Below are 23,983 nucleotides of genomic sequence, written 5' to 3' on the forward strand. Positions count from 1 at the left end.
CACCCCGTCCCTCTCCCGGAGGGCGAGGGGAGAGGGGCACGGTGAGGCGCTCTGTGTACGGTGACTACTCGCTCCGGCCGAACACCCGCTGGAAGATGTCGTCCACGTGCTTGATGTGGTAGCCGGCCGAGAAGCAGTCCTCGATCTCCTCGGGCTTCATCACCTTGAGCAGATCCTGGTCCTCCGCGAGCGCCTGCCGGAAGGACACGCCCTGCTCGTACATGCGCATCGCGTTGCGCTGGACGATCACGTACGCCGCCTGGCGATCCATCCCCTTGCGCGCCAGCTCCAGCAGGATCCGCTGCGAGTTCACCACCCCGCCCAGCAGATCCAGGTTCTTCTGCATGTTCTCCGGGTAGACGCGCAGGTTCTCCATCAGCCCGGCGAAGCGGTGCAGCATGAAGTCGGCCACGATCGTCGCATCCGGGCCAATCACCCGCTCCACCGACGAGTGCGAGATGTCCCGCTCGTGCCAGAGCGCCACGTCCTCCAGCGCGCTCACCGCGTAGCCACGCAGCAGCCGCGCCAGCCCGGACAGGTTCTCCGAGAGGATGGGGTTGCGCTTGTGCGGCATCGCGCTCGAGCCCTTCTGGCCCGGGGTGAAGTGCTCCTCGGCCTCACGCACCTCGGTGCGCTGCAGGTGGCGGATCTCCACCGCGAACTTCTCGATGCTCGAGCCCAGCAGCGCCAGCACGGAGAAGTACTCGGCGTGCCTGTCCCGCTGGACGATCTGGCTGGAGGCCGGCGCGGGCGCGAGGCCCAGCTTCTTGCACGCGAACACCTCCACCGCGGGCGGCAGGTGCGCGAACGTGCCCACCGCGCCGGAGATCTTCCCCACGGCGATGACCTCGCGGGCCCGGAGCAGGCGGGCCTCGGCGCGGCGCAGCTCGTCGTACCAGATGGCCAGCTTGTGCCCGAAGGTGATGGGCTCGGCGTGGATGCCGTGGCTGCGGCCCATCATCAGCGTGCGCTTGTGCTCGAAGGCGCGCTTCTCCACCGCGGCCATGGCGCGCCCCACCCCCTGGAGGATGAGGTCCACCGCATCGCGCAACACCAGACCCAGCGACGTGTCCAGCACGTCCGAGGACGTCATGCCCAGGTGCAGCCAACGGGCGCTCGGCCCGATGCGCTCCTCCATGAAGGTGAGGAAGGCGATGACGTCGTGCTTGGTGGTGCGCTCGATCTCCTCGATGCGGGCGGCATCCGCCTCGGTGAAGTCACCGGCGCGCTCGAGGCAGTCCTGCAACGCCTCGCGCGGGGCGATGCCCTGCTCCACCATGCCCTCCAGCGCGGCCAGCTCCACGTCGCGCCAGCGGCGCAGACGGGCCACATCGGTCCAGAGGGAAGACATCTCCTTGCGGCTGTAACGCGGAATCACTCGAAGACCCTCACGGGGAAGTCCCGCTTCGCCGCGAACCGGAGCAGCTCCAGCACCACGTCCCTGGAGCCTCCCAGCTTGCTGGCGGCGGAGAGATTGACGGCCAGGTCCATTCCCTCGGGCTGGGACACGGCCAGCGCACCGGGATCGACCTTTTCATGGATGATGCGGTTGGCCAGCCTTCCCGCCTGCTGCCCGATGGCGGTGGGACTGGGGGCGAGGGCGAGCGTGGCGCCCTCCTTCACCTGGCTGGGGGTGAGGCCCACCAGCGGCAGGCGTTGAGCGGTGGCGAAGGCGATGAGCTCCTGGACGACGGCGGCGTTGCCCACCGTCTTGTCGGCCACCATGAGCAACGCGTCCACCTTCTCCTTCGAGCCGGCGAGCACCTTCTCCACCTTGCCCTGCGCGTCCGCCGCGAGCGGCACGATGGAGAGGCCCAGGGGACCCGCGGCCGACTGCGCCGCCTCCACCAGCCCGGCGGAGAAGCGCGGGTCATGCAGGATGCCCACCCGCTTCGCCGTGGGGGCCACGGACTTGAGCGCGGCGAGCTCGGGACGGAAGTCGCTGGTGAGCGCGATGCCGGTGATGTTGGGGCCCTCCAGGCCGTACTTCTCGTAGTAGGGCACCATGGCGAAGAGGACGGGGATCTGCTTGTCCAACGTGCGGCGGGCGGTGTTGGCCGCCAACGGGCCGATGGCCAGCACCAGCGCCGGCTTCTGCGAGGCGATGCGTTGGAAGGCCCGGGTCGCCGCCTGGGCACTGTCCTCCAGCGTCACCTCCACCACCTCGGCGCGCACCTCCGCGCCGAAGCCGGCCACCACCGCCGCGTAGGGGGCGAGCCCGGCGGACTTCACCACCACCACGCGGGGCCTCGCCGGCTCCGAGGCGGCCACCAGCGGCGCCCACAGCACCAGCAGGGCGAGCCAACCCCACCGCCTCATGGCTTCGCCCCCCGCGAGGAGGAAGGAGCCTCGGGAGCCGGCTGGGAGCCATGACGGAGCTTCCACAGCAGCCAGTACCCACCCGCCGCGCCCAGGCCGAGGCCCGCGAGCGTCAGCAGCACCAGCGTCACCGTGGAGGTGCGGGAGCGGCGAGCCGGAGCCTCGGGCACCTTCCGGGGAGCCACGCGGGCGGGAGGCGCGTGCACCTCGGGCCGGGGCTGGGGCTCGGCGCGCGCGGCGGGAGCCGGAGGAGCCGGGCGCGGCTTGGGAGCCGGAGCGGCCGCGGGCTTGGGAGCCCGGCCCATCATCGCCGCGAGCGTCGCCGAGTCGAGCGGCTGGGTGGCATCCAACGGACGCGCGTTCTCCTGGGCCTTCGAGGCGAGCCGCTGCTCGATGCTGTCGGCGGTCAGCAGCTCGGTGGGCGCGGAATCCACGCGAGGCGCCTCGAGCGTGGCGGTGCGCGACGCGGGGACTTCCGGGAGGGTGGCCTTGGGGACTTCTTGCTGGGTGGGGCCGCCGCCCACGACGGGCACCTGGATCGTCGGAGCCGCCAGGGCGGGCAGCTCGGCGGTGGGAACGGGCGGGGGCAGCATGTCGTCGCCCAGCGGAGCGGCCGTCGCCAGCTCGGCGGTGAGGCTGAAGGGCACCGGCTTGGGGCGGGGACGGGCGGCCCCCTGCGCCTGTGCTCCCGCGGCGGGCTTCCCCGTGCCTGCGGACGGCGGCCTCGGACGCGCGAGGGCCGCGGAGAACTCCGAGAGGAACTCGCTCGCCGTCTTCGGCCGCGCGAGCGGATTGGCGTTGACGGTCCGCCGGTAGAGGGCCTCCACGCCCGGCGGCAGCTCGGGGTCATGGGCCTGCAGCTCGGGCACCTCGCCCTCCTCGGGCGTCAGGCCGGTGAGCAGCTCGCCCACGATGACGCCGAGCGCGTAGAGGTCCATCCGCGTGTCCAGCTCGCCGCCTTCCGCGTACTCGGGGGCGATGTAGCTCGCGACGCGCCAGGCCTTCTGCGCCTGGACGAAGGGCAGCCGGGGAATGCCGAGCGCCAGCCCGTAGTCCGTCACCTTCAACATGTCCGGCAGGACGATGATGTTCTCGGGCTTGAGGTTCGAGTGGGGCCCGTACTTGTGGGCGGCGTTCAGCGCCTCGACGAGCTGCACCAGGAGGGGCTCGACCTCCCTGGCCGAGAAGCGCTGCCCCTGGGCCGCGCGCTGCTCCATCATCCGCCGCAGCGACATGCCCTCGAGCAGCTGCGTGGTGAAGTAGGGCCGGTTGCGCTCCTCGCCCTCCTCGTAGACGCGCACGTGGTGGGGGTGGGTGAGCTTCTTGCCCTGGCGCAGCGCGAAGGAGAACTGGGTGCGCTCCTCGGGCATCTGCACCAGGCGGGGGTTGATGATCTTGAGCGCGACCTCGACGTCCATCTCCTGGTCGAGCGCGCGGAAGACGTGGCCCACGGGGCCCGGTCCGAGCACCTCGCGGATGGCGTAGCGCTTCGCGAAGAGGTCCCCGGGCTTGTAGGGAGCCTCCACGGTCGCCCCACGGCGGCGCGGGCCGGCTCCCGCCGCCACGCCCGAGAGCTTCAGTCCACAGGTGGCGCAGGATTCACTGTTGTCGGGGACTTGGCTGCCGCAGCGATGGCAAAGCACAGCGGTCGGACTCCCGGAGGTGGGGGGACTGTCGCGGGGCCTCCAGAAGGCACCCTCCAACGGTCTTAACCCGCCGCGCGAAGAGGGGGCAAGGAACGCCCGCTCAGCGGCCCGTCGAGCCGAAGCCCCCCGCTCCCCGCTCGGTGTCGTCCAGCACCGTCAGCTCCACCAGGGACACCTGGCACACCGGTGCCACCACGAGCTGCGCGATGCGCTCGCCACGCCGGAGCGTGAAGGGCCGAGAGGAGAGATTCACCAGGAGCACCTGGACCTCTCCCCGGTAGTCCGCGTCCACCGTACCCGGTGAGTTCAACAACGTGATGCCGTGCTTGAGCGCCAGTCCCGAACGGGGCCGGAGCTGCGCCTCGTAGCCGGGAGGCAGTGCCAGCGCCAGGCCCGTGGGCACCGCCGCCCGCTCCATCGGCCCGAGCGTCAGCTCTCCATCGATGTCCGCCCGCAAATCCATCCCCGCGGCCAGCGCGGTTTCGTAGCGCGGCAACGGCAATGGCTCGGCATGGGCGCGCACGCGGCGGACCCTCACGCTGACGGACGAGGACATGTGGGATGAGGTAGCACAGTGTGGCCGGAATGCGAGTTCCCGGCTTGATCCCTGTTCAGCGAGCCGCGTCGTTCGCCACGGGACTCGGCCTGGGACGGAAGCGCAGCGGGTCCACGGGCTGCGCGGACAGCTCGAGCTGGTAGTGCAGGTGGGGCCCGGTGGAGCGGCCGGTGTTGCCCGAGAGGGCAATGAGCTCGCCGCGAGCCACACGCTGTCCTGGCCGGACCCGCAGCTCCGAGTTGTGACAGTAGGCCGTCGTCACGCCGCGCCCATGGTCGAGGATGAGCACCCGGCCATTCACGCCGTCCTCGCTGGCGCGGCGCACGGTGCCCTCGGCCACCGCACGGACCTCGGTGCCCACGCGGACGGAGAGGTCCACGCCGGTGTGCAGCCTGCGCGTGCCCAGGATGGGGTGGTGGCGGTAGCCGAAGGGGCTCGTCACCGGGGTGTGCTCCGGCACGGGCCACGCGAGACCGAAGGCCGTGGCCAGCGCGAGCGCCTGGGCGGCGGCCACGGTGGCGTCCTCGAAGCCGGGAGGGAGCTGCCTGGAGAGACGCTCCAGATTCGGGGCACCGCCCTCGGCCGCGACGCGCGAGACGGCATAGCGGGCGGGTACGGGTCCGGCGAAGACGGCGGTGAGGCGGGACTCCTCGTGGGGGAAGGCGCTGGCCAGGGACTCGTGCAGCTTGCGGGCGGCGGCGGGACCGCGAATCTCGTCGAGCAGGGACGCGGAGGGGATGCCCAGCTCCGCGGCGAGCGCGAAGGCGGGAGCCCGGGCCGCGGGAGAGAGTCCCTTGAGCGCCAGGTGGGTGCCGTACGCGAGCGCCTCCGAGTCGGTGAAGGGCCGGAGGGGTGGCGCCACGGGGGCGAGCGCGGGCGCGGACACGCCGGAGCCACTGACGCCATCGTAGTAGGCGAGCAACGGCCGGGCGGTGCTCCGGCTCCCGAGGACCCAGGCCGACGTGCGCCGCACCAGTGCGCCCGCGGGCGTGTGGTGCCAGGCGCACCAGAGGCAGAGGATGGCCAGGGAGAAGTCGAGCAACCCTCGGACGTGGCGTGGGAACATGGGGCGTTCTCCTCAGCGCACGAAGGACCAGAGGGGAGAGGCATCGAGCGCGGCGGCGAGCGCGAGGGGCGCCACCAGGGCGGAGCCGGGCAGGCCGTAGGCGAAGGCCCGTGCGAATCCGCGCGCGTGCTGCTCGGAGGCGGCGTCGGCATGCTGGAGGTTGCGCAGCACCGCGCGCCAGCCCAGCCGCCACAGGAGTCCCGCCAGCGCCGCGAGCGCGAGGCCCCGGGCCACCCCATCCGCGACCCCCTCACCGAGCAGCTCGCGCCACGAGAGGTACACGGAGCCCTGGACGAGCCGCGCCACGGTACAGGCACCGGCCACGGCCACGAGCGCGGTGGCGAGCGGGCGGATCCACCGCATCGTGGTGGGCTTGCGCAGGCAGCGCACCAGCATGGCGCGCCACGTGTCGCGCCGCGGGAGGTGGAGCGAAGAGAGGACTGGAGCGGACGTCTCCTCGCGGTAGCCGAGCGCGGGGAGCGCGAGCACGGCATCCGCCGTCAGTTCCCAGACGAGGGCGAGGGCTCGGGCCAGGGTGGTGCGCCGCTCGAGGGAGAGCAGGTCCACGAGGGGCGCGGTGAGGCTGTAGCGGCCCACGACGCGGTCGAACGCGGCATCGGCGAGGTCCACCAGGGCCAGGAGCCGATCATCGAGCGTATCGGCCGCGGCGTGGACGCCCACGGCGATGAGTGCCAACAGGCCGAGCGGCATGAAGGCCCACCGGAAGTGGCCGAGGAAACGCGAGAGCGCGGAGAAAGGCCCTGGGGACACGCGAGGCTCCGGAGGTGGACCCGTCCATCAACGCACGAGCCGTGGGGAGGATTTTTCCCGCCTGGAGCCCAGAAAGGAAGAAGCCCTCCCCCGCCAGAGCGGAGAGAGGGCTTCTGCTGTGCCCCCACCCCTCTCCCCCCGGGAGAGGGAAAGGGTGAGGGTATCCGTCACAGTGTTCAACCCCTGGAGCGCGGGTCCGTGCTGGAACCCGAGTCCACCCGATACCCTCACCCCGACCCTCTCCCGGGGGGAGAGGGAAGGTTGTTGGCGAGGGCGGTCAGGTGGGGTTGTTCGCGCGGGTGCTCAGGTGCAAACAGCTCAGGCCTTGGCGCCCGGCTGGGTGGCGCCGGCCGGAGCGGTCTCGGCCGGAGCGGGGGCGGCGGTGCCCTGCTGCGTCGCGGCGCGCTCGGCCATCGCCTCCTTGCGCGACAGACGGATCTTCCCCGTCTTGTCGATGCTGATCACCTTCACCAGCACCTCATCGCCCTCGTTGAGCACGTCCGACACGCTCTTCACGCGCTTGTCCGACAGCTCGGAGATGTGGATGAGGCCATCCGTGCCCGGGAACAGCTCCACGAAGGCGCCGAACTCGGCGATCTTCCGCACCGTGCCCGTGTAGATCTTCCCGATCTCCGCCTCGCGCGTGAGCGCCTGGATCATCGCGATGGCCGCCTTCACCGAGTCCACGTTCGAGCTCGCGATGTCCACGCGGCCCGAGTCGTCGATGTTGATGACGGCACCCGTGCGGGCGATGATGTCCTTGATCACCTTGCCGCCCGGCCCGATGACGTTCTTGATGAACTCGGGGCGGATCTGGATGGTCGTAATCCGCGGCGCGTAGGCGCTGATCTCCTTGCGCGGCTCGGCCATCGTCTTGAGCATCTCGCCCAGGATGTGCAGACGGCCCTGACGCGCCTGCTCCAGCGCGCGGCTCATGATCTCCGTGGTCAGACCGGTGATCTTGATGTCCATCTGGATGGACGTGATGCCCTTCGAGGTGCCGCACACCTTGAAGTCCATGTCGCCCAGGTGGTCCTCGTCACCGAGGATGTCCGAGAGGATGGCGACCTGATCGCCCTCCTTCACCAGGCCCATGGCGATGCCGGCCACGGGGGCCTTGATGGGCACGCCCGCGTCCATCAGCGCCAGCGTGCCGCCGCACACCGAGGCCATGGAGGACGAGCCGTTGGACTCGAGGATGTCCGACACGAGCCGCACCGTGTACGGGAACTTGTCGCTCGGGGGCAGCATGTTGCGCAGCGCGCGCTCGGCGAGGGCGCCGTGACCCACCTCGCGCCGGCCGGGGCCGCGCAGGGGCTTGGTCTCGTTCACGCTGAACGGCGGGAAGTTGTAGTGCAGCATGAAGCGCTTGAAGGACATGCCGCCGAGCAGCTCCAGCCGCTGCTCGTCCTCGGAGGTGCCCAGCGTGGCCACCACCAGCGCCTGCGTCTCGCCGCGGGTGAAGAGCGCGCTGCCGTGGGTGCGCGGGAGCACGCTCACCTCGTTGGTGATCTCACGCACCTTGTCGTGCCCGCGGCCGCCGATGCGGCCCCCGTTCACCGTCAGCGTGCGCATGTGCTCGTACTTCAGGTCCTCCACCACCGACTTGGCGTGCTTCTCCACCTGGGAGGTGAAGGCCTCGCCCAGCTGCTCCTTGAGCTTGGACAGGGCCTCCTTCTTGGCCTTGGAGAGCGCGTCGTAGCGGGCCGCCTTCTCCTTGATGGTGTAGCCCTGGACGATGCCGTCCCAGGCCAGCGCGCGCACCTTGGCCTTCAGGTCCTCGGGCACCGCGGCGATGCGGTCGTAGTTGCGCACCGTCTTGTTCAGCGTGCGGCGCATCTCGTCCTGGAGATCCAAGGCGGGCTGCACGGCCTGCTTGCCGAACTCGAGCGCGGCCACCATGTCCGCCTCGCTGACCTCCTCGGCACCGCCCTCCACCATCACGATGGCCTCGCGGCTGACGGCCATGACCAGGTCGATGTCCGACTGCTCGCGCTGCTTGGAGGTGGGGTTGGCGATGAGCTTGCCATCCACCCGGCCCACGCGGATGCCCGCGATGGGGCCGTTGAAGGGGATGTCCGACACCCACAGCGCCGCGGAGGCGCCGGTGATGCCGTGGATGTCACCCTCGTGCTCCGGGTCCGCGGAGATGACGCTGGTGATGATCTGCGTCTCGTAGGCGTACCCGTCCGGGAACAGCGGGCGGCAGGAGCGGTCCACGATACGGCTGGCCAGCGTCTCCTTCTCCGTCAGGCGTCCCTCGCGCTTGAAGTAGCTGCCGGGGATGCGGCCCGCCGAGTACAGCTTCTCCTGGTACTCCACCGTGAGGGGGAGGAAGTCCACGTCCTTCTTCTCGCGCGCGCTCACCGCGGTGACGAGCAGCACGGTGTCGCCGTAGCGAACCACCACGGCGCCGTCCGCCTGCTTGGCCATGTGGCCGGTCTCGATGGACAGCTCGGTGTCGCCAATCTTGACGCTCTTCTTCAGATGCATATCGGTCTTGCCTCGTACTTCCTGGTGGCCCCGCTGACGCGTGCCCTGCCTTTGGACAAAAGAAAGGTGAGGGCCCACGCGCCTCGGTGCGAGGCCTGTGGGGTGGATGCGGTCGCCGGGCCTGGAACAGGCGGATACGGGCAACCGCGGCTTGACTGCGGTGGGGGCGCCTTGGAAGCGCCAGAGGGATGCGCCGGAGCTTTGATCCCTGATCGCGCGGGCCGACCGTCCACTGCGTTGGTCGGCCCGTCCGAACGGAAACCAAAACCTCCGTCCACAGCACTCCGTTGCTACCTGCCTCGCCCCGCTCACTTCCTCGAACTGCGACTCTCGAACTGCGACTCTTCTAACGACTCGGGGCGCTGACGAATGCCAGCGCCCCGATTCACTACCGCGGGCCTACTTGCGGATGCCGAGACCCTCGATGAGCTTCTTGTAGCGGTTGGCGTCCTTGCTCTTCAGGTAGTCGAGCAGGCGGCGACGCTGACCCACCAGCTTCAGCAGACCGCGGCGGGAGTGGTGGTCCTTCTTGTGCGTCTTGAAGTGCTCCGTGAGCATGGTGATGCGCTCGGAGAGCAGGGCCACCTGCACCTCGGGAGAGCCCGTGTCGCTCTCGTGGGTGCGGTACTTCGCGACAACCTCTGCCTTGCGGTCCTGATGCAGTGCCGACATGTGCTTCCTTCTTCTTCTTCCCGCTCCGGGGGGTGGGTACTGCGGTCGCCACGGTCCGCGGAGGGGTACAGACCGGGCTTCCTCCTACTAACGAATCGGGGGCTTATAAGCATCGCCCGTGCGGGCGGTCAACTCGAAGCGCCCGGTGGCCCGCCTGGAAACCGGCCAGTGGACAATTCAGACGAGCACCCGCAGGTAGCGCAGCCGGCCGCGCACCACCTCGGCCACGGCGAGCACTCCCCCCGAGGGGTCCACCACCCGGACCCGGCCGGGATGGGCGGGAGCCTCCACGGGCACCCCATGGGACACCCGGACCGCGTCCTCCGCGCTCACCCGCACCGCGGGCAGGTCCGTGAGGGCCTCGGAGACGGGCAGCAGCCGCTTCGCCAGGGCCGAGGGCTCCCGGGCCAGCTCGGCCAGGTCCGCCAGCGGCAGGGCATGCGCCAGGGTGAAGGGACCACTGTGGGTGCGCCGCAGCGCCTCCAGGTGGGCCCCGCAGCCCAGCACCCGGCCGATGTCATAGGCGAGCGTGCGCACGAAGAAGCCCTTGGAGCAGCGCACGGACAGACGCAGCTGGTTGGCGCTGAAGTCGCGCAGCACCAGCTCGTACACCGTCACCTGGCGGCTGGCGCGCTCCACCTCCTCGCCGGCACGGGCGAGCTCGTACAGCCGCTTCCCGCCCACCTTCACCGCCGAGTACATGGGCGGTACCTGCTCGAAGGAGCCCCGGAAGCGGCCCAGCACGTCCTCCAGCAGCGCGGAAGTCAGGGCGGGCACCGGAGCCTCGGCCACCACCTTGCCCTCGGCGTCCTGGGTGTCCGTCTCCGCGCCCAGACGCACCACGGCGTCGTAGGCCTTGTCGCCCTCGGTGATGAAGCCGGCCACCTTGGTCGCCTCCCCCAGGCACAGGGGCAGCACCCCCGTGGCCATCGGGTCCAGCGTGCCGGTGTGGCCCACCTTCTTCACCTTGAGCAGACCCCGGACCTGCCGCACCACGTCGAACGAGGTGGGCCCCTTGGGCTTATCGATGACCAGGACGCCGTCCATGCTTCCAATCCTAACCGGCAACCGCTCCGTGTGCGGCTACCAGCCTTCCTTGTCCTTCACCTCGCGCAGCAACCGCTCGATGCGGTCGCCCCGCTCCAACGACTCGTCGAAGGTGAAGAACACCTCGGGCGAGACTCGCAGGTTCACCGCCTCGGTGATTTCCCGGCGGATGTAACCCTTGGCCGCCTCGAGACCTTTCTGGGTCTCCTTGCGGTCCTGCTCGCTCCCCATCATCGAGTAGTAGACGCGCGCCGTCTTCAGGTCCGGCGACACCTTCACGCCGGTGATGGTGATGAAGCCGATACGGGGATCCTTCAATTCCCCCCGGGTGAGCATCCGTCCAAGCGCCGCCTGGATCTCCTGCCCCACCCGCTCCGGCCGATTGCTGGTACTCATTTCTTCTCCCAATCCCTCGGGTTGCGCAGACTCCGAGCACGGGCCCGGGCATCCTCCAGGGACATGGGCCCCTGCTGCCGCTCCGTGCCCCTGGCCGGCCGCCCGCTCTCCTGCCCCTGGTGCCGGCGCTCCCAGTCCGCCATTCCCTCGGCCTCGGCCATGGAGCGATCTCCACGGCCCATGCCGGCGATGAGCTCTTCCAGGTCCGCTTCGGGACCTGCCTCATCGTCCGTATCCTCGTCCTCGTCCGATTCCTCGTCATCCCCGGCTTCGACCCGCCCGGCGGACGACGACCGGCCGGGGGTGTACAGCGTGTCCCCGAAGGCCATGATCTCCGTCTGACGGGTGAGGAGGGGCGCGACGTACATCTCTTCCACGAAGTGGATGATCTTCTCCATCTGCTCGTCGACGTGGCGGCGCTCGTTGCCCACCACCGCCAACGCGAGCGTCGCCTTCTGCCAGAGATCCTGGTCATCCACCTCGGCCACCGCCACGTTGAACCGGGCCTTCACCCGGTCCGTTATCCGGCGGAGCACCTGCCGCTTGGCCTTGAGGGAACTGCTCTCCGGAATCTGCAGGGTCAGACGTGCGACGCAGACGAACATGACAGTCAGGACCTCGACCCGGTGACCTCGCCTGGAGGGCGGGCCACCGGGTGCATTCCGGTGGTGAAGGACAGCGGCCGGAGAGGCACTAGCTCAGGCTCGGCCGCGTCTCCTCGATCTCATAGGCCTCGATGATGTCGCCGGGCTTGAGATCCGTGTAGTTCTCGATGCCGATACCGCACTCGAAGCCCTGGGCGACTTCCTTCACGTCGTCCTTGAAGCGGCGGAGCGAGGCCATCTTTCCGGAGAACAGCTGCTTGCTGTCGCGCAGCAGGCGGACGAAGGCACCACGCTTCATCACGCCGTCGAGCACCGCCGCACCGGCGATGGTGCCCAGCTTCGGGACGTTGAAGGTGTTGCGCACCTCGGCACGGCCCAGCTTGCGCTCGGTGCGGATGGGCTCCAGGAGGTCTTCCATGGACTTCCGCACACCGTCGATGAGCTCGTAGATGATGCTGTAGGTCTCCAGCTTCACCTCCTGAGCCTTGGCGGCGGCCTCGGTGCCGGACTCGGGCTTGACGTTGAAGCCCACCACGAGGCCCTTGGAAGCGGCCGCGCGCATCACGTCGCCCTCGGTCATCGCGCCCACGCCCGAGTGGATGACTTCCACGCGGACCTTGTGGGTGGACAGCTTCTGGACGGCCTCCTTGACGGCCTCGGCCGAGCCCTGCACGTCCGCCTTGATGACGAGGCGCAGCTCCTTGGGACCACCGCCCGCCTTGGTCTTGGCGAACAGCTGCTCGAGCGTCTCGCGGGTGTTGGCCTTGCCCAGATCCGCCTCGCGGCCCTTCATGGCGCGGTGCGAGGCGATCTCCTTGGCGGCCTTCTCGTCGGCCACCGCGTTGAGGGTGTCACCCGCGGTGGGCACGCCGGACAGGCCGATGAGCTCGGCGGAGTAGCCCGGGAGCACTTCCTTCACGGACTCGCCCCGGCTGTTGTTCATGGCGCGCACGCGGCCGAAGTGCGTACCGGTGACGACGGCATCGCCCACCTTGAGCGTGCCCTCCTGCACCAGCACCGTGGCCACGGGACCGCGGCCCTTCTCCAGCTTGGCCTCGATGATGGCGCCCACCGCCGGACGGCTCGGGTTGCTCGTGAGCTCGAGCACCTCGGCCTGCAGCGCGATGTTCTCCAGCAGCAGGTCGATGCCCATCTTCTGCTTGGCCGACACGGGAACCATGATGGTTTCGCCGCCCCACTCCTCGGGAGTGAGCTCGTAGTTGGCCAGGTCCTTCTTCACGCGGTCCGGGTTGGCGCCCGGCACGTCCATCTTGTTGATGGCGACGACGATGGGCACCTCGGCGGCCTTGGCCTGCTTGATGGACTCGATCGTCTGCGGCATCACGCCGTCGTCGGCGGCCACCACCAGCACCACGATGTCCGTCACGTTGGCGCCACGGGCGCGCATGGACGTGAAGGCCTCGTGGCCCGGGGTATCCAGGAAGGTGATGTCCCCGCGCGACGTCTTCACCGAGTAGGCGCCGATGTGCTGGGTGATGCCACCGGCCTCGCCGGCCGCCACGTTGGCGGCGCGGATGGCGTCGAGCAGACTCGTCTTGCCGTGGTCGACGTGACCCATGACCGTGACGACCGGCGGACGGTTGCGCTGGTCCTCGGCGCGCTCCTCCACCTCGGGCAGGAAGTCCTCGACCTCGAAGCCGGCCTTCTCCACGCGCCAGCCGTAATCGGTGGCGATCAACTCCGTGGTCTCCGCGTCGATGATCTGGTTGGCCGTGGCCATCTTGCCCAGGCCCATCAGCTTCTTGATGAGCTCGTTGGTGCGCACACCCATGCGCTGGCCCAGGTCGGACACGGAGATGCCCTCCTGGATCTTGATGACCTTCTTCTCCTCGGCCATCTGGGTGATCTGCGTCTTGGCGCCCTTCTTGGTGGGCTTCTTCTTCTTGCCGCGGATGGGGATGGTGACGCGACCCCACACGAGATCGGAGATCTCCTGCTTGGAAGGACCGCCCTCCCCCGCTGCGCCACGCTTGGTGCGTCCGCCCGCCTTCTCCTTGTCCTTGCCCTTGGAGACGTCGACGAGCTCGCGGCCACGGCCGGCATGGTCGGGGATGACCCGGAACTCACGCTTCTCGGTGCCGATGGCGCTCTTGCCCGGCGCCATGGGGTACTGCTTGCCCGCGCCGCCCGTGGGCGTCACCCGGCGAACCTGGATGAGCGGACGCGAGATGACGACGGCCTGGGTGGCCGTGGGACGCAGCGAGCGCGGATCCTGCGAGACCTGCTGGTGGGGAACGCCGCCCACCATCACCTGCTGGCCCGTCTGGCCGGGAGCGCCACCGGGCTGACCACCCGGCGCGGTACCCGGAGACGAGGGACGCACCGGACCGGTCGACTGAATCCCGCCACTGCGCTGGTACTGGCTGGGCGCGCCACGCTGATACTGGCCACCGGGACGGCCTCCCTGACCACCGGGGCCACCGGGACGGCCTCCCTGACCACCGGGGCCACCGGGACGGCCTCCCTGACCACCGGGGCCACCGGGACGGCCTCCCTGACCACCGGGGCCACCGGGACGGCCTCCCTGGCCGCCGGGACCGCCGGGACGACCGCCCATGCCCCCCTGACCACCTGGGGAAGAGGTCCGATGCGGACCGGAAGAAGGATGGGCCGAGGGGGTCCGGACAGTGGGTGGAACCGCCGAAGGCGGGCGGGTAGACAAGCTGGGTGACTCCTTGACAGGGGATGGCGGCTGCGCGGCGGCAGCCGGGGGCGGGGTAACCGCACGGGGCGGCTCCGCGGCCCGCGGCGCCTCAATGGCGGCTGCGGGAGACGACGGCTGCGTGGCGGGGCTCGACGGCTCCGCGGCGGCAGGCTGAGCCTCGGCACGGGGTGCCTCGGCGGGAGTGACCGGCGCCACGGGGGCGGCCGGAGTCTCGGAAACGGGAACCGGAGCAGCGGCCCTCGGCGCCTCGGTGGCGGGAGCAGGAGAAGCCACGGGAGCGGACGGTGCCTCGGGGGCAGCGGCGGCGGGCGGCTGAGCAGTTGCGGCCCTCGGCGCCTCGGCGGCCGGCGCCTCGACGGCCGACGGCGGCTCGGGAGCACGCGGCGCCTCGGCGGCCGGCGCCTCGGCGGCCGGCGCCTCCTCATAACCGGCGTCGGAGGACGAGGGAGCACTCGTCGGGGCCTTGCGGCGCACCACGAATCCCTTGGCTGTCACCGGCGCCGCGGCCTGCTTGGGCTTCCGCTTGTCCAGAATCTTCTGCACGGCAGCGGTGGCCTGATCGTCCTCGAGTGAGGACGAGTGGCTCTTGACGTCGTAGCCGAGCGCGACGAGCTCAGTCACGACCTCTTTGTTGTCGAGCTCGACCCCTTGGTCCTTGAGCTCTTTTGCAATCTCGTGAACGCGCTTCTTCGACATACGTTGCTTGGCCTTTTGCTCCGCCGGCTACCGGGCGCAGCACCCTAATCCAAAAATGTGTGCGAGTGGTGCTAACACCCACTCCCCCCGGCCGCTCCACCCCGAGCCGGGCCCGACTCCAACGCCTGTCCCAGGGCCGACGGGTCGACTGCCCCCGCCTTCCCCCGGAAGGCCCTGCCAAAGGCCTTCCGCTTCACCGCTGCCGCCAGGCACCCGGCTCCGCAGAGCCATGCCCCCCTCCCAGGGAGCCGCCTCGCCCGGTCCACCACCACCGCGCCCTCGGGGCCCACCGCCAACCGGGTGAGCTCCGCCTGGATTCGCCGGGCGCCGCAACCGATGCAGCTTCGCACCGGTCCGGCGTTCGCCGGGAGTTCTTCTTTTCTTCTACTACCGGAACGAGCCTTCAGGCGCATCCCCCCTGCCAACCGAGCGAGCTTACGTCCTCACTCCGACCTCAAGCCAGGTCACCCGCCGACTGGGTGGCCGAGGAGGAAGCCCCGCGCTCGGCGTTGAGCTCCGCCCGGAGCTTGGCCTCCTCCACCAGATAGTTCTCCGCCGCGCTCTTGAGCTGGCGGGCCTTCTTGATTCCGACGCCCGGCACGTCACCCAGCTTGGCCAGGTCCTTCTCGTTGGCCAGATCCTCCACCGTCTTGTAACCGGCAAGGCCCAGCTGTTCGATGGTCTTCTCGCCCATGCCCCTGACGCGGGCCAGCCGCTCCGTCTGACTGAGCTCGTCCGGATGACGGCGCGCCTCGGCCTGGCGGGCCTGCTCGCGCTCACGCTCCATGCGCGACAGCTCGGCCGCGTCCAGCGACATCTGCTTCCGGGCCTCCTCCTGCATGGCGGGAATCCGCGACGGGTCCATCCCGGGAATCTGGCCCAGCATCTCCGGATTGGCCTCGGCGATGTCCTTCGCCTGACGGAAACCGTGCGCGTAGAGCGTCTCCACCAGCATCTCGTTGACACCCGGAAGGGCGCCCAGCGAACGGTTGGCGAACTCGCGCATCTCGCGCACCCGGCTCTCGCTGTTGATGTCCAGCTTCCAACCCGTCAGCTGTGCCGCCAGGCGGACATTCTGCCCGCGCCGGCCGATGGCCAGGGACAGCTGGTCATCCGGGACGATGAGCTCCATGGCGTGGTTGGCCTCGTCGATGATGACGCGGCTCACCTCGGCCGGGGCCAGGGCGGCGCACACGAAGCGCGCCGGGTCCTCGTCGTAGGGGACGATGTCGATCTTCTCGCCGCGCAGCTCCTGCACCACCGCCTGCACGCGGCTGCCCTTCATGCCCACGCACGCGCCCACCGGATCCACGTCCGAGTCACGGCTGGACACGGCGATCTTCGCCCGTCCACCCGGCTCGCGCGCCGCGGCCTCGATGACGACGATCCCCTCGGCGATCTCCGGGACCTCCATCTCGAACAGCTTGGTCAGCAGGTTCACGGAGGCGCGGCTGAGGACGATCTGCGGGCCCTTGGACTCGCGCAGCACGTCCAGCACGTAGGCCTGGACGCGGTCGCCGGCGCGGTACGTCTCGCGCGGCACCTGCTCGCGCACCGGGAGCACCGCCTCGGCGCGGCCCAGGTCCACGATGATGTTGCCGCGCTCGAAACGCCGGGCGATGCCGGTGACGATCTCGTTGCGCCGGTCCTTGTACTCGTTGAAGACGTTCTCGCGCTCGGCGTCGCGGGTGCGCTGGAGGATGACCTGCTTGGCCGTCTGGGCCGCGATGCGTCCGAAACCCCGGCGGAACGTCTTCAGCCGGAGGATGTCCCCGTACTGATCGTCCTGCGCCTTGGCCTCCGCCGCGTCCTCGTCACGGTAGAAGATCTGGAACACGAGCTCGTCGCCCGGCTCCACCTCCATGCCCTTCTTGTGCGCCTCGTCGAGGGAGATCTGGTTCACCGCCTGGATGGGGTCGGTGATGGTCTCCACCACGGTGATGGCCTGGAAGAGCTCCACCACCCCCTTCTCCGGGTCGTACTTCGCCTCGAGGTTGCGCTCCTGGCCAAAGTGCTTCTTGGCCGCGGTCGTCATCGCGTCCTCGAGCGTGGCGATGAGCACGCTGCGGTCGATGCCCTTGTCCTTGGCCACCTGGTCCAGGACGAGGTTGAGGTTGATGTTGGGGTTGGCTGGCGTGGGCATCATCTTCTCCAAAGGTTCCACGGGCGCGCCCGCGCGAGGGCGCACCCTGTATGTGGACTGCTAGAACTCGAACTCCAGGTTGGCCTTGGCGATGTCCTTGAAGGGGATGCGGAAGCTGCCCGCCCCTTCCACGTCCACGGCGATGGCGTCGGCCGCCACCTCGGTGAGCGTCCCGGTGAAGTTCTTGCGCGGCGGCTCCCCGATGGGACCAAAGGTCTTCACCTTGACCGTCTGGCCCTTCACCCGCTCGAAATGCACGGGCTTCTTCAGGGGCCTGTTCACACCCGGGCTGGAGACCTCCAGGTTGTACTCGTGGGGGACGATGTCCTCCACATCCAGCACCGTGTCCACCGCCCGCGAGACCTGCGAGCACTCGTCCAGACCCACCCGTCCACCCGGCTTGTCGATGAACAGGCGCAGGACCCAGCCCTCGCGCTCGCGGAGGAACTCCACCTCGAGGAGCTCCAGCCCCTCGCCCGCAACGATGGGCTCGAGCAGCTCCTGTGCCCTTGCCTCCACCGTTTGCTTGATGTTCTCCGCCATAGGCCGCTTCGAAGACTCCGGACTCCAAAAACACAAAAAGCGGGCACGACGGCCCACTTTTCGAGGAACTGCGTCGAAAAATGTCGGCGGCGTCCGTAACACACGCCACCTCGGGGTGTAAAGGATGACGCACCCCTTGTCCTGACATCCAACAGTCCTCCCGGGGGTAGGGATTCCCGGGGTTTCCGTGGACGCGGACCGGTTATAACGCCCCCATGCACCTCATTGCCGCAGCCCAGATGGTGTCCACCGCTGATAAGGCCCACAACCTCGATTCGGCCGCCCGGCTCGTCCGGCGTGCGGCCGACCTGGGGGCCCGGCTGGTGGGTCTTCCCGAGAACTTCAGCTGGATGGGGCCAGAAGCCGAGCGCCCGGGTGCCGCCGAGACGCTCGAGGGGCCCACGCTCTCGCGCATGGCCGAGCTGGCGCGGGAGCGGAAGGTGACACTGCTGGCAGGCTCCATCCTCGAGTCGGGCGCCCCGGGCGGCCGCCTCTATAACACCACCGTGCTCTTCGGGCCGGACGGCGCGCGGCTGGCCGTGTACCGGAAGATCCACCTCTTCGACGTGGACGTGGGTGATGGTACGCCCTACCGCGAGTCGGAGGCCGTGGCCCCCGGCGGCCAGGTGGTGACGGCGGACACGGAGCTGGGCCGGCTGGGCCTGTCCATCTGCTACGACCTGCGCTTCCCCGAGCTGTACCGGCGCCTGGCGAAGGAAGGCGCGACCCTGCTGGCGGTGCCGGCGGCCTTCACCCTCATGACGGGCAAGGATCACTGGGAGGTGTTGCTGCGCGCGCGCGCCATCGAGAACCAGTGCTACCTCTTCGCCCCGGCGCAGGGCGGGCGGCACTCGCCCCAGCGCGTCACCTGGGGCCATGCCATGGTGGTGGACCCATGGGGCCTGGTGACGGCCCGGGCCTCCGAGGGCGAGGGACTCGCCGTGGCAGCGGTGGATCCGGAGCTGCTCGCACGTATCCGCAAGAATCTGCCCTGCCTGCAACATCGACGGCTGGACTGAAGCGACCGGGCACTTGTGACCGGCCCCCTGGGTCCCGGGTCCATTCCCCGTTACACTGAGGATCCGGAACCTCTCTCGTGAAAAGTCGCTGGTCCTCCATGGTGTTCGTCCTCCTCGGGGCCTTCTCGGTGGGTTGTCCCGCCGATGAGAAGCCCGTGGCCCCGGTGCAGGCACCGGCCGCGCCGCCTCCGGTGCGCCGTGCCCAGCTCAAGGGCCTTCAAGGAGATGTGAAGGTCAAACGCGCGGCGGGAGACGAATGGATCTCCGCCCAGGATGGCATGCCCCTCTTCGAGAACGACAAGGTACGCACGGTGGCCGGCGCGGGAGCGCAGATCGTCTTCGCCAATGGAAGCATCGTGAACCTGGGCGATGACGCGCTGATCGGCATCGCGGAGACGCGGCCGAGGCCCGGGCAGGAGCGCACGGACCTGACCGTTCTCCGCGGACGGGTGGACGCCGAGATGGAAGATCCGGCACGCCAGTCCCTGTCCGTCACCACGCCAGCGGCCACCGTCCGGGCCGGAAGGGAGATCGTGTTCCAATGAAGAGTTCCCTCCTGCTCGCCCTGTTGATGCTGGCACCCACCGAGGCGGTGGTGCGCGATGGAGAGTCGCTCGCCGAGGTGGCCCAGCGCACGATGGGAGACCGCGGTGGTGCCAGCGAGCTCAAGGCGCTCAATGGTTTGAAGGACAACGCCGTCGTGCCAGGCACGAAGCTGAAGCTGCCCGGGCCCAACCGCGAGCTCGCCCAGCGCGTGCTGACGACGGCGCGCAACGCGTTGGCTGCGGCGGACACGAAGGCGGCCCGGCGCGAGGAAGCCTCGGCCAAGCTGAAGGAGGCCGAGGCCTACTTCCAGGGCGCGCGCTACGACGAGGCCGCCCAGGCCGCCGATGGCGCCTGGAAACTGGTGGCGGGCCCCGCGCCGCAGCCCACCGCCTTCACCGTGAACGTGACCGACAAGGGCATCACCACCGTGAAGTCCAGGTCCGGCCAGCCGGTGCGCGTGGAGGCCGAGGGGGTCACCCGTCCCGTCCATCCCGGCGAGAGCGTCAGCGTGGAGAAGGGCCAGCCGCCGCCTCCGCCCCGGGCTCCGCTGGGCGTGCCCCAGCCCACCTCCCCCGCCAACCGGCTGAAGCTGACCGTGCAGCCCGCCAAGGGCGGCCCGAGCCCCGTCACCCTCGCCTGGAAGGCGGTGGAGGGCGCGGAAGGCTACGAGGTGGAGCTCGTCCCCGCGCGTGGCGAGAAGCGCACGCTGCAGGCCAGTGCCAACCAGCTCCGGGTGTCGCTGACCGCGGGCCTCTACCGCTGGAGCGTGCGCGCGGTGGCCCACGAGGCCCGCTCCGAGGCGTCGGCCGAGCAGGGCTTCGAGGTGGCGGAAGCGCCAGCCAAGCCCATCAATCTCCAGGTGCAGCCCTCGAAGTGGAAGTAGCGCGGGAGGAGCGTCCCCATGCGGCTCTTCAAGACCATCCTCTTGTTGATGCTGGTGGCCAGTCTGGTGCCCACCGTGATGGTGGGCCTGCTGTCCGTGTCCGACACGCGTGAGCTGCTGGTGCGCGACGCGCAGGAGCTCACCCAGGAGCGCGTCAAGCAACTGAAGCTCAAGGTGGAGGGCTTCCTCGCCGAGCCCACGCGCGCCGTCATGGGCATGGCGCGCGTGCCCAACTTCTTCGCCCTGCCCCTGGAGCAGCAGCAGACGTACCTGCGCGCCGTGCTCAACCAGAGCCGGGAGGTGCAGGCCATCACCCTCTTCGGGCCCGATGGCAGGCGCCTCCCCGGGCTCCAGGCCTTCGCCGTCAGTGACGTGCCTCCCACCGCGCTCGCCGAGCACGAGTCGCGCGCCGTGGCCCTGCTGGAGGGGCTCGCCGGCCTGCACTACGCGGACGTGGTGTGGCGCCCCACCGGCGAGGCGGTGGTGACGTTCGCCTTCCCCGTGGGCGAGCCCGTCAAGGGCTACGTCGCCGCGGACGTGACGCTGGTGGAGCTGCAGTCCATGCTCGCCCAGGAGCGCGTGGGCAGCACCGGCTTCGTCTACCTCGCCGACGCCAAGGGCCATGTGCTCGCCGGCGGCGGTGGACTGGTGGCCGGCCAGGACGTCTCCCACCGGCCCGTGGTGTCGCACCTGCTCAAGGGCGTGGCGCGCTCCCCGGACACCGACATCCTCCACGTGGGCAACTTCGCCGAGGGCGACGAGGCCGTCGTCGCCGCCTACGCCACCCTGGCGGACCCCCACTGGGCCATCGTCTCCGAGCAGCCCGTGGCGCTCGCCTACAAGCAGGTGGAGACCATGGAGCGGCGCCTGCTGCTCACCGTGCTCGCCGCCACCGTGGTGGCCCTCGCGCTCGCCGCCTTCTTCTCGCGCAGCGTCACCCGCCCCCTCAAGGGCTTCACCCAGGGCGCCCTCCAGCTCGCCCAGGGCAAGTTCGGCCTCGAGGTCAACGTCCCCCAGAAGAACGAGCTCGGCGAGCTGGCCCGGACGTTCAACTACATGAGCAAGCAGCTGCTCGCGTACGACCACGAGAACCGCGGCCTCTACGAGAGCCTCGAGCAGGGCTACCTGGAGACCATCGTCGCCCTGGCCAACTCCATCGACTCCAAGGACTCCTACACCCGCGGCCACAGCCAGCGCGTGGGCGACGTGGCGGTGGAGATCGGCCGCGAGATGGCCCTCTCCGAGCGCGAGCTCAAGCAGCTCCAGTTCGGCGGCATCCTCCACGACATCGGGAAGATCGGCATCGTCGAGTCCATCCTCTGCAAGCAGTCGCGGCTGACGGACGAGGAGATGGCCATCATGCGCGAGCACCCGGCCATCGGCGACACCATCATCAAGCCCATCAGCTTCCTGCAGGCCATGCGCGCCTGCGTGCGCAGCCACCACGAGCGCTGGGATGGCACCGGCTACCCGGACAAGCTCGCCGGCGAGGACATCCCCCTGCTGGCCCGCATCGTCGCGTGCGCGGACACCTTCGACGCCTGCACCTCCACCCGCCCCTACCAGAAGGCCATGCCCCTGGAGAAGGCCATGGAGATCCTGGAGAACCTCAGCGGCAAGCAGCTGGACCCGGCCGTGGTCTCCGCGCTGCGCCGGGTGGTGGAGAAGAAGGGCGTGCGCGTCGAGGGCCATCGGCTCCCCGTGAAGCTCGCCTCGTGAGGCCCTCCCCCGGGTTCCCCTCCCCCATCCGGTGCGCCGGATGGTAAGCAGGGCGCGACGATGTTCTCGCCCTGAAAGGGGAACCCCTTGAGTTTCTGGGATCGAATCAAGCCCACCGAGCGCCCCGTGTCCGCCACGGAGGTGACGCTGTCTCCGGACAACACCCGGTTGAGCCTCGTCTGGGAGGACGGCGTGAAGACGGGTGCCACCGCCCAGGTGCTGCGCCAGCAATGCCCGTGCGCCGGGTGCGTGGACGAGTGGACCAACAAGCGCACGCTGGACCCGGCCCGGGTGCCCACGGACGTGCGCATCACCCAGCTGCAACCGGTGGGCAACTACGCCCTCACCTTCGTCTTCAGCGACGGCCACGGCACCGGCATCTACCCCTGGAAGCTGCTGCGCGAGATCACCCAGCCCCAGGGCTGAGCGCGCGGAGGAAACACATGAACGAGTCCCGCTACCGGCTGCTGCGTCCACTGGCCATGGGGGGCATGGCGGAGCTGTTCCTCGGCGTGGCGCGCGGCGCGCAGGGCTTCGAGAAGTCCGTGGCCATCAAGCGCGTGCTGCCGCACCTGGCCAGCGAGCCCACCATCGCGCAGATGTTCCTCGCCGAGGCCCGGCTCGCCACCCACCTCCAGCACCAGAACATCGCCAGCGTCTACGACGTGGGCACCAGCCCCGAGGGGCTCTTCATGGTGATGGAGCTGGTGGACGGGTGGGATCTGGGCGTGCTGCTGCGCCATGCCCACCGCCGCGGCCAGCGCTTCCCTCCCCACCTGGTGGCCTTCATCGGCTCCCAGGCACTCGCGGGGCTCATCCACGCCTACCGCCGTCAGCACAACGGCCGCCCCGTGCTCACCGCCCACCGCGACGTCTCGCCCTCCAACATCCTCGTCTCGCGCGAGGGCGAGGTGAAGGTGACGGACTTCGGCATCGCCCGCCTCGAGGGCGTGTCCATGGGCACCCAGCCCGGCACCTTCAAGGGCAAGCTCCCCTACGCCGCCCCCGAGACGCTGCGCGGCGAGCCGGCCAACGCCTCGAGCGATCTGTTCGGGCTCGGCATCGTCCTCTACGAGCTGCTCGCCGGACGCCACCCCTTCGGAGATGGCGCTGGGGATCCCATGGCCTTCGCGCTCGCCATCACCCAGCAGGAGCCCGCGCCCCTCACGGACGTGCCCGCGCCGTTCGCCGCGGTGCTGGCTCGCGCCATGGCCAAGACGCCCGAGGCCCGCTTCCCCCGGCCCGAGGACATGGCCGAGGCCCTCGCCCGCTACCTGGCCCAGGCCGGGGAGCCCGCCACCTCCCAGTCCCTCGCCACGTTCATCGCCAGCCTCACCCCGCCCCTCACCCTCGTCGAGCGCGCACAGGCCTCGGAGTCCCCGGAAGCCAGCGGCTCCCAGCCGGACGTCGTCGAGCCCACCGTCCGCCGGCCCTCGCTGTCCACCCGGGCCGCGAATCCCCCCTCCTTCGAGCTGCAGCAGGAGAACGCGGAGGTCCCCGGCGGGCCCGCGCTCAGCATGAGCGGCCGGCTCGTCCTGCCCACCGCCGAAGCTCCCGCCGCACCCGTCTCCGCTCGCGCGTCCAACGGCGCGCCCCAGGGCCAGGAGTTCCGCTGCGCCCGCTGCAACGCGCCCCTCGCCTCGGCCCATGCCCCGTGCGACCGCTGCGCCCGCGCGCTCGCCCCGGGACTCTCCTCCCTCGCCGAGGAGATCTCCTCGGTCCCCACCACCCAGCCCACCTCACGGCGCTCGGTGCTGGACATGAGGGAAGACGAGCTGGAGCTGGAGGAGCGCGCCCCGAAACAGGAGACGGCGTACGAGGAGCCCAAGGCCCGCATGCAGTGGGGACGCCCCCTGGCCATCCTGGCCACGCTCCTGCTGCTGGGCGGCGCCGCCGTGGTGGGCTACCCCTACCTCCGGCCCCTGCTCACCCGGTTCTTCTTCTCGGTGGCTCCCAAGCAGACCCTGCCGCTGCTCGTCTTCCAGAGCTTCCCCGAGGGCGCCACCGTCGCCGTGAACGGCGAGGTCATCGGCACCACGCCCCTCGTCGTCGACAACACCTACGCCACCGGCCAGAAGGTCCCCTTCCAGGTAACCCTCAAGGGCTACAAGCCCCGCAAGGGCACCTTCAAGGGCGGCGAGCCCGTGACGGTCGACCTCAAGCTCGAGCGCTGAAGC

At 69.9% G+C, this 23,983-nt stretch carries 21 protein-coding genes; 6 read left to right on the forward strand and 15 right to left on the reverse strand.

Annotated elements, in window-relative coordinates; translation table 11 throughout:
• Window positions 1-64 precede the first annotated feature (64 nt).
• The 15 genes from purB to Q664_RS05200 form a co-directional block, all read right to left on the reverse strand.
• Window positions 65-1,378: an adenylosuccinate lyase gene (gene purB / locus Q664_RS05135; RefSeq protein ID WP_043390431.1), complete on the reverse strand. Its 1,314-nt coding sequence runs from the start codon at window positions 1,376-1,378 to the stop codon at window positions 65-67.
• Window positions 1,375-2,319, reverse strand: coding sequence for an ABC transporter substrate-binding protein (locus tag Q664_RS05140; RefSeq protein WP_043390433.1), 945 nt, complete (start codon window positions 2,317-2,319; stop codon window positions 1,375-1,377). Before Q664_RS05140 ends, purB begins: the two co-directional genes overlap by 4 nt.
• Window positions 2,316-3,845 carry a serine/threonine protein kinase gene (locus tag Q664_RS05145; protein ID WP_160174340.1) on the reverse strand — a complete coding sequence of 510 codons (1,530 nt, stop codon included), beginning with the start codon at window positions 3,843-3,845 and terminating at the stop codon, window positions 2,316-2,318. The genes Q664_RS05140 and Q664_RS05145 overlap by 4 nt, the downstream gene beginning before the upstream one ends.
• Before the next feature lie 220 nt (window positions 3,846-4,065).
• Window positions 4,066-4,521 carry a dUTP diphosphatase gene (gene dut, locus Q664_RS05150; RefSeq protein WP_043390435.1) on the reverse strand — a complete coding sequence of 152 codons (456 nt, stop codon included), beginning with the start codon at window positions 4,519-4,521 and terminating at the stop codon, window positions 4,066-4,068.
• A 55-nt stretch (window positions 4,522-4,576) separates the two neighbouring features.
• Window positions 4,577-5,587, reverse strand: coding sequence for a M23 family metallopeptidase (locus tag Q664_RS05155; protein WP_043390437.1), 1,011 nt, complete (start codon window positions 5,585-5,587; stop codon window positions 4,577-4,579).
• A gap of 12 nt (window positions 5,588-5,599) precedes the next feature.
• Window positions 5,600-6,298: a hypothetical protein gene (locus Q664_RS05160; RefSeq protein ID WP_235216566.1), complete on the reverse strand. Its 699-nt coding sequence runs from the start codon at window positions 6,296-6,298 to the stop codon at window positions 5,600-5,602.
• 378 nt (window positions 6,299-6,676) lie between these two features.
• The gene (gene pnp / locus Q664_RS05165; protein WP_043390441.1) at window positions 6,677-8,851 is read right to left on the reverse strand and encodes a polyribonucleotide nucleotidyltransferase; all 2,175 of its coding nucleotides are present in this window, start codon (window positions 8,849-8,851) and stop codon (window positions 6,677-6,679) included.
• Between the two features lie 399 nt (window positions 8,852-9,250).
• Window positions 9,251-9,523, reverse strand: a complete 273-nt coding sequence (rpsO, locus tag Q664_RS05170) for a 30S ribosomal protein S15 (protein ID WP_043390443.1) — start codon at window positions 9,521-9,523, stop codon at window positions 9,251-9,253.
• Between the two features lie 177 nt (window positions 9,524-9,700).
• A complete protein-coding gene (gene truB / locus Q664_RS05175) occupies window positions 9,701-10,570 on the reverse strand; it encodes a tRNA pseudouridine(55) synthase TruB (protein WP_043390446.1) in 870 nt (289 codons plus the stop codon).
• Between the two features lie 36 nt (window positions 10,571-10,606).
• Complete coding sequence (gene rbfA / locus Q664_RS05180) at window positions 10,607-10,966, reverse strand: 30S ribosome-binding factor RbfA (RefSeq protein ID WP_043390448.1); 360 nt, start codon at window positions 10,964-10,966, stop codon at window positions 10,607-10,609.
• Complete coding sequence (locus tag Q664_RS05185) at window positions 10,963-11,571, reverse strand: DUF503 domain-containing protein (RefSeq protein WP_043390450.1); 609 nt, start codon at window positions 11,569-11,571, stop codon at window positions 10,963-10,965. Before Q664_RS05185 ends, rbfA begins: the two co-directional genes overlap by 4 nt.
• 88 nt (window positions 11,572-11,659) lie before the next feature.
• Window positions 11,660-14,953, reverse strand: a complete 3,294-nt coding sequence (infB, locus tag Q664_RS05190) for a translation initiation factor IF-2 (RefSeq protein ID WP_043390452.1) — start codon at window positions 14,951-14,953, stop codon at window positions 11,660-11,662.
• 71 nt (window positions 14,954-15,024) lie between these two features.
• The gene (locus Q664_RS54535) at window positions 15,025-15,366 is read right to left on the reverse strand and encodes a YlxR family protein (RefSeq protein ID WP_075207344.1); all 342 of its coding nucleotides are present in this window, start codon (window positions 15,364-15,366) and stop codon (window positions 15,025-15,027) included.
• A gap of 41 nt (window positions 15,367-15,407) precedes the next feature.
• Window positions 15,408-17,096: a transcription termination factor NusA gene (gene nusA / locus Q664_RS05195; protein WP_043390454.1), complete on the reverse strand. Its 1,689-nt coding sequence runs from the start codon at window positions 17,094-17,096 to the stop codon at window positions 15,408-15,410.
• Window positions 17,097-17,156: 60 nt separating this feature from the next.
• On the reverse strand, window positions 17,157-17,639 hold the full coding sequence (locus Q664_RS05200; RefSeq protein ID WP_043390456.1) for a ribosome maturation factor RimP: 483 nt from the start codon (window positions 17,637-17,639) through the stop codon (window positions 17,157-17,159).
• 215 nt (window positions 17,640-17,854) lie between these two features.
• Here Q664_RS05200 and Q664_RS05205 point away from each other — a divergent pair, with 215 nt between their 5' ends.
• The 6 genes from Q664_RS05205 (at window position 17,855) to Q664_RS05230 (ending at window position 23,980) form a co-directional block, all read left to right on the forward strand.
• Window positions 17,855-18,658 (forward strand): carbon-nitrogen hydrolase family protein, encoded by an 804-nt coding sequence (locus Q664_RS05205; protein WP_043390459.1) that lies wholly within the window; start codon window positions 17,855-17,857, stop codon window positions 18,656-18,658.
• A gap of 77 nt (window positions 18,659-18,735) precedes the next feature.
• Window positions 18,736-19,203, forward strand: coding sequence for a FecR domain-containing protein (locus Q664_RS05210; RefSeq protein WP_425117395.1), 468 nt, complete (start codon window positions 18,736-18,738; stop codon window positions 19,201-19,203).
• Window positions 19,200-20,087 carry a LysM peptidoglycan-binding domain-containing protein gene (locus Q664_RS05215; protein ID WP_043390463.1) on the forward strand — a complete coding sequence of 296 codons (888 nt, stop codon included), beginning with the start codon at window positions 19,200-19,202 and terminating at the stop codon, window positions 20,085-20,087. Before Q664_RS05210 ends, Q664_RS05215 begins: the two co-directional genes overlap by 4 nt.
• Window positions 20,088-20,105: 18 nt before the next feature.
• On the forward strand, window positions 20,106-21,806 hold the full coding sequence (locus tag Q664_RS05220; RefSeq protein WP_043390465.1) for an HD domain-containing phosphohydrolase: 1,701 nt from the start codon (window positions 20,106-20,108) through the stop codon (window positions 21,804-21,806).
• Window positions 21,807-21,893: 87 nt separating this feature from the next.
• The gene (locus Q664_RS05225) at window positions 21,894-22,232 is read left to right on the forward strand and encodes a DUF971 domain-containing protein (protein ID WP_043390466.1); all 339 of its coding nucleotides are present in this window, start codon (window positions 21,894-21,896) and stop codon (window positions 22,230-22,232) included.
• Window positions 22,233-22,249: 17 nt separating this feature from the next.
• Window positions 22,250-23,980: a serine/threonine-protein kinase gene (locus Q664_RS05230; protein WP_043390469.1), complete on the forward strand. Its 1,731-nt coding sequence runs from the start codon at window positions 22,250-22,252 to the stop codon at window positions 23,978-23,980.
• Window positions 23,981-23,983 lie beyond the last annotated feature (3 nt).

Origin of the sequence: Archangium violaceum Cb vi76, assembly GCF_000733295.1 — a bacterium.
In the GTDB taxonomy this organism is placed as follows: Bacteria; Myxococcota; Myxococcia; order Myxococcales; family Myxococcaceae; genus Archangium; species Archangium violaceum.

Coding starts and splice junctions, on each gene's coding strand:
- Q664_RS05205 (WP_043390459.1), top strand. CDS start 17,855: ATGCACCTCATTGCCGCAGCCCAGATGGTGTCCACCGCTGATAAGGCC.
- Q664_RS05155 (WP_043390437.1), bottom strand. CDS start 5,587: ATGTTCCCACGCCACGTCCGAGGGTTGCTCGACTTCTCCCTGGCCATC.
- Q664_RS05220 (WP_043390465.1), top strand. CDS start 20,106: ATGCGGCTCTTCAAGACCATCCTCTTGTTGATGCTGGTGGCCAGTCTG.
- pnp (WP_043390441.1), bottom strand. CDS start 8,851: ATGCATCTGAAGAAGAGCGTCAAGATTGGCGACACCGAGCTGTCCATC.
- nusA (WP_043390454.1), bottom strand. CDS start 17,096: ATGCCCACGCCAGCCAACCCCAACATCAACCTCAACCTCGTCCTGGAC.
- dut (WP_043390435.1), bottom strand. CDS start 4,521: ATGTCCTCGTCCGTCAGCGTGAGGGTCCGCCGCGTGCGCGCCCATGCC.
- infB (WP_043390452.1), bottom strand. CDS start 14,953: ATGTCGAAGAAGCGCGTTCACGAGATTGCAAAAGAGCTCAAGGACCAA.
- rpsO (WP_043390443.1), bottom strand. CDS start 9,523: ATGTCGGCACTGCATCAGGACCGCAAGGCAGAGGTTGTCGCGAAGTAC.
- Q664_RS05200 (WP_043390456.1), bottom strand. CDS start 17,639: ATGGCGGAGAACATCAAGCAAACGGTGGAGGCAAGGGCACAGGAGCTG.
- truB (WP_043390446.1), bottom strand. CDS start 10,570: ATGGACGGCGTCCTGGTCATCGATAAGCCCAAGGGGCCCACCTCGTTC.
- Q664_RS05185 (WP_043390450.1), bottom strand. CDS start 11,571: ATGTTCGTCTGCGTCGCACGTCTGACCCTGCAGATTCCGGAGAGCAGT.
- Q664_RS05160 (WP_235216566.1), bottom strand. CDS start 6,298: ATGCCGCTCGGCCTGTTGGCACTCATCGCCGTGGGCGTCCACGCCGCG.
- Q664_RS05140 (WP_043390433.1), bottom strand. CDS start 2,319: ATGAGGCGGTGGGGTTGGCTCGCCCTGCTGGTGCTGTGGGCGCCGCTG.
- Q664_RS05230 (WP_043390469.1), top strand. CDS start 22,250: ATGAACGAGTCCCGCTACCGGCTGCTGCGTCCACTGGCCATGGGGGGC.
- rbfA (WP_043390448.1), bottom strand. CDS start 10,966: ATGAGTACCAGCAATCGGCCGGAGCGGGTGGGGCAGGAGATCCAGGCG.
- Q664_RS05215 (WP_043390463.1), top strand. CDS start 19,200: ATGAAGAGTTCCCTCCTGCTCGCCCTGTTGATGCTGGCACCCACCGAG.
- Q664_RS54535 (WP_075207344.1), bottom strand. CDS start 15,366: ATGCGCCTGAAGGCTCGTTCCGGTAGTAGAAGAAAAGAAGAACTCCCG.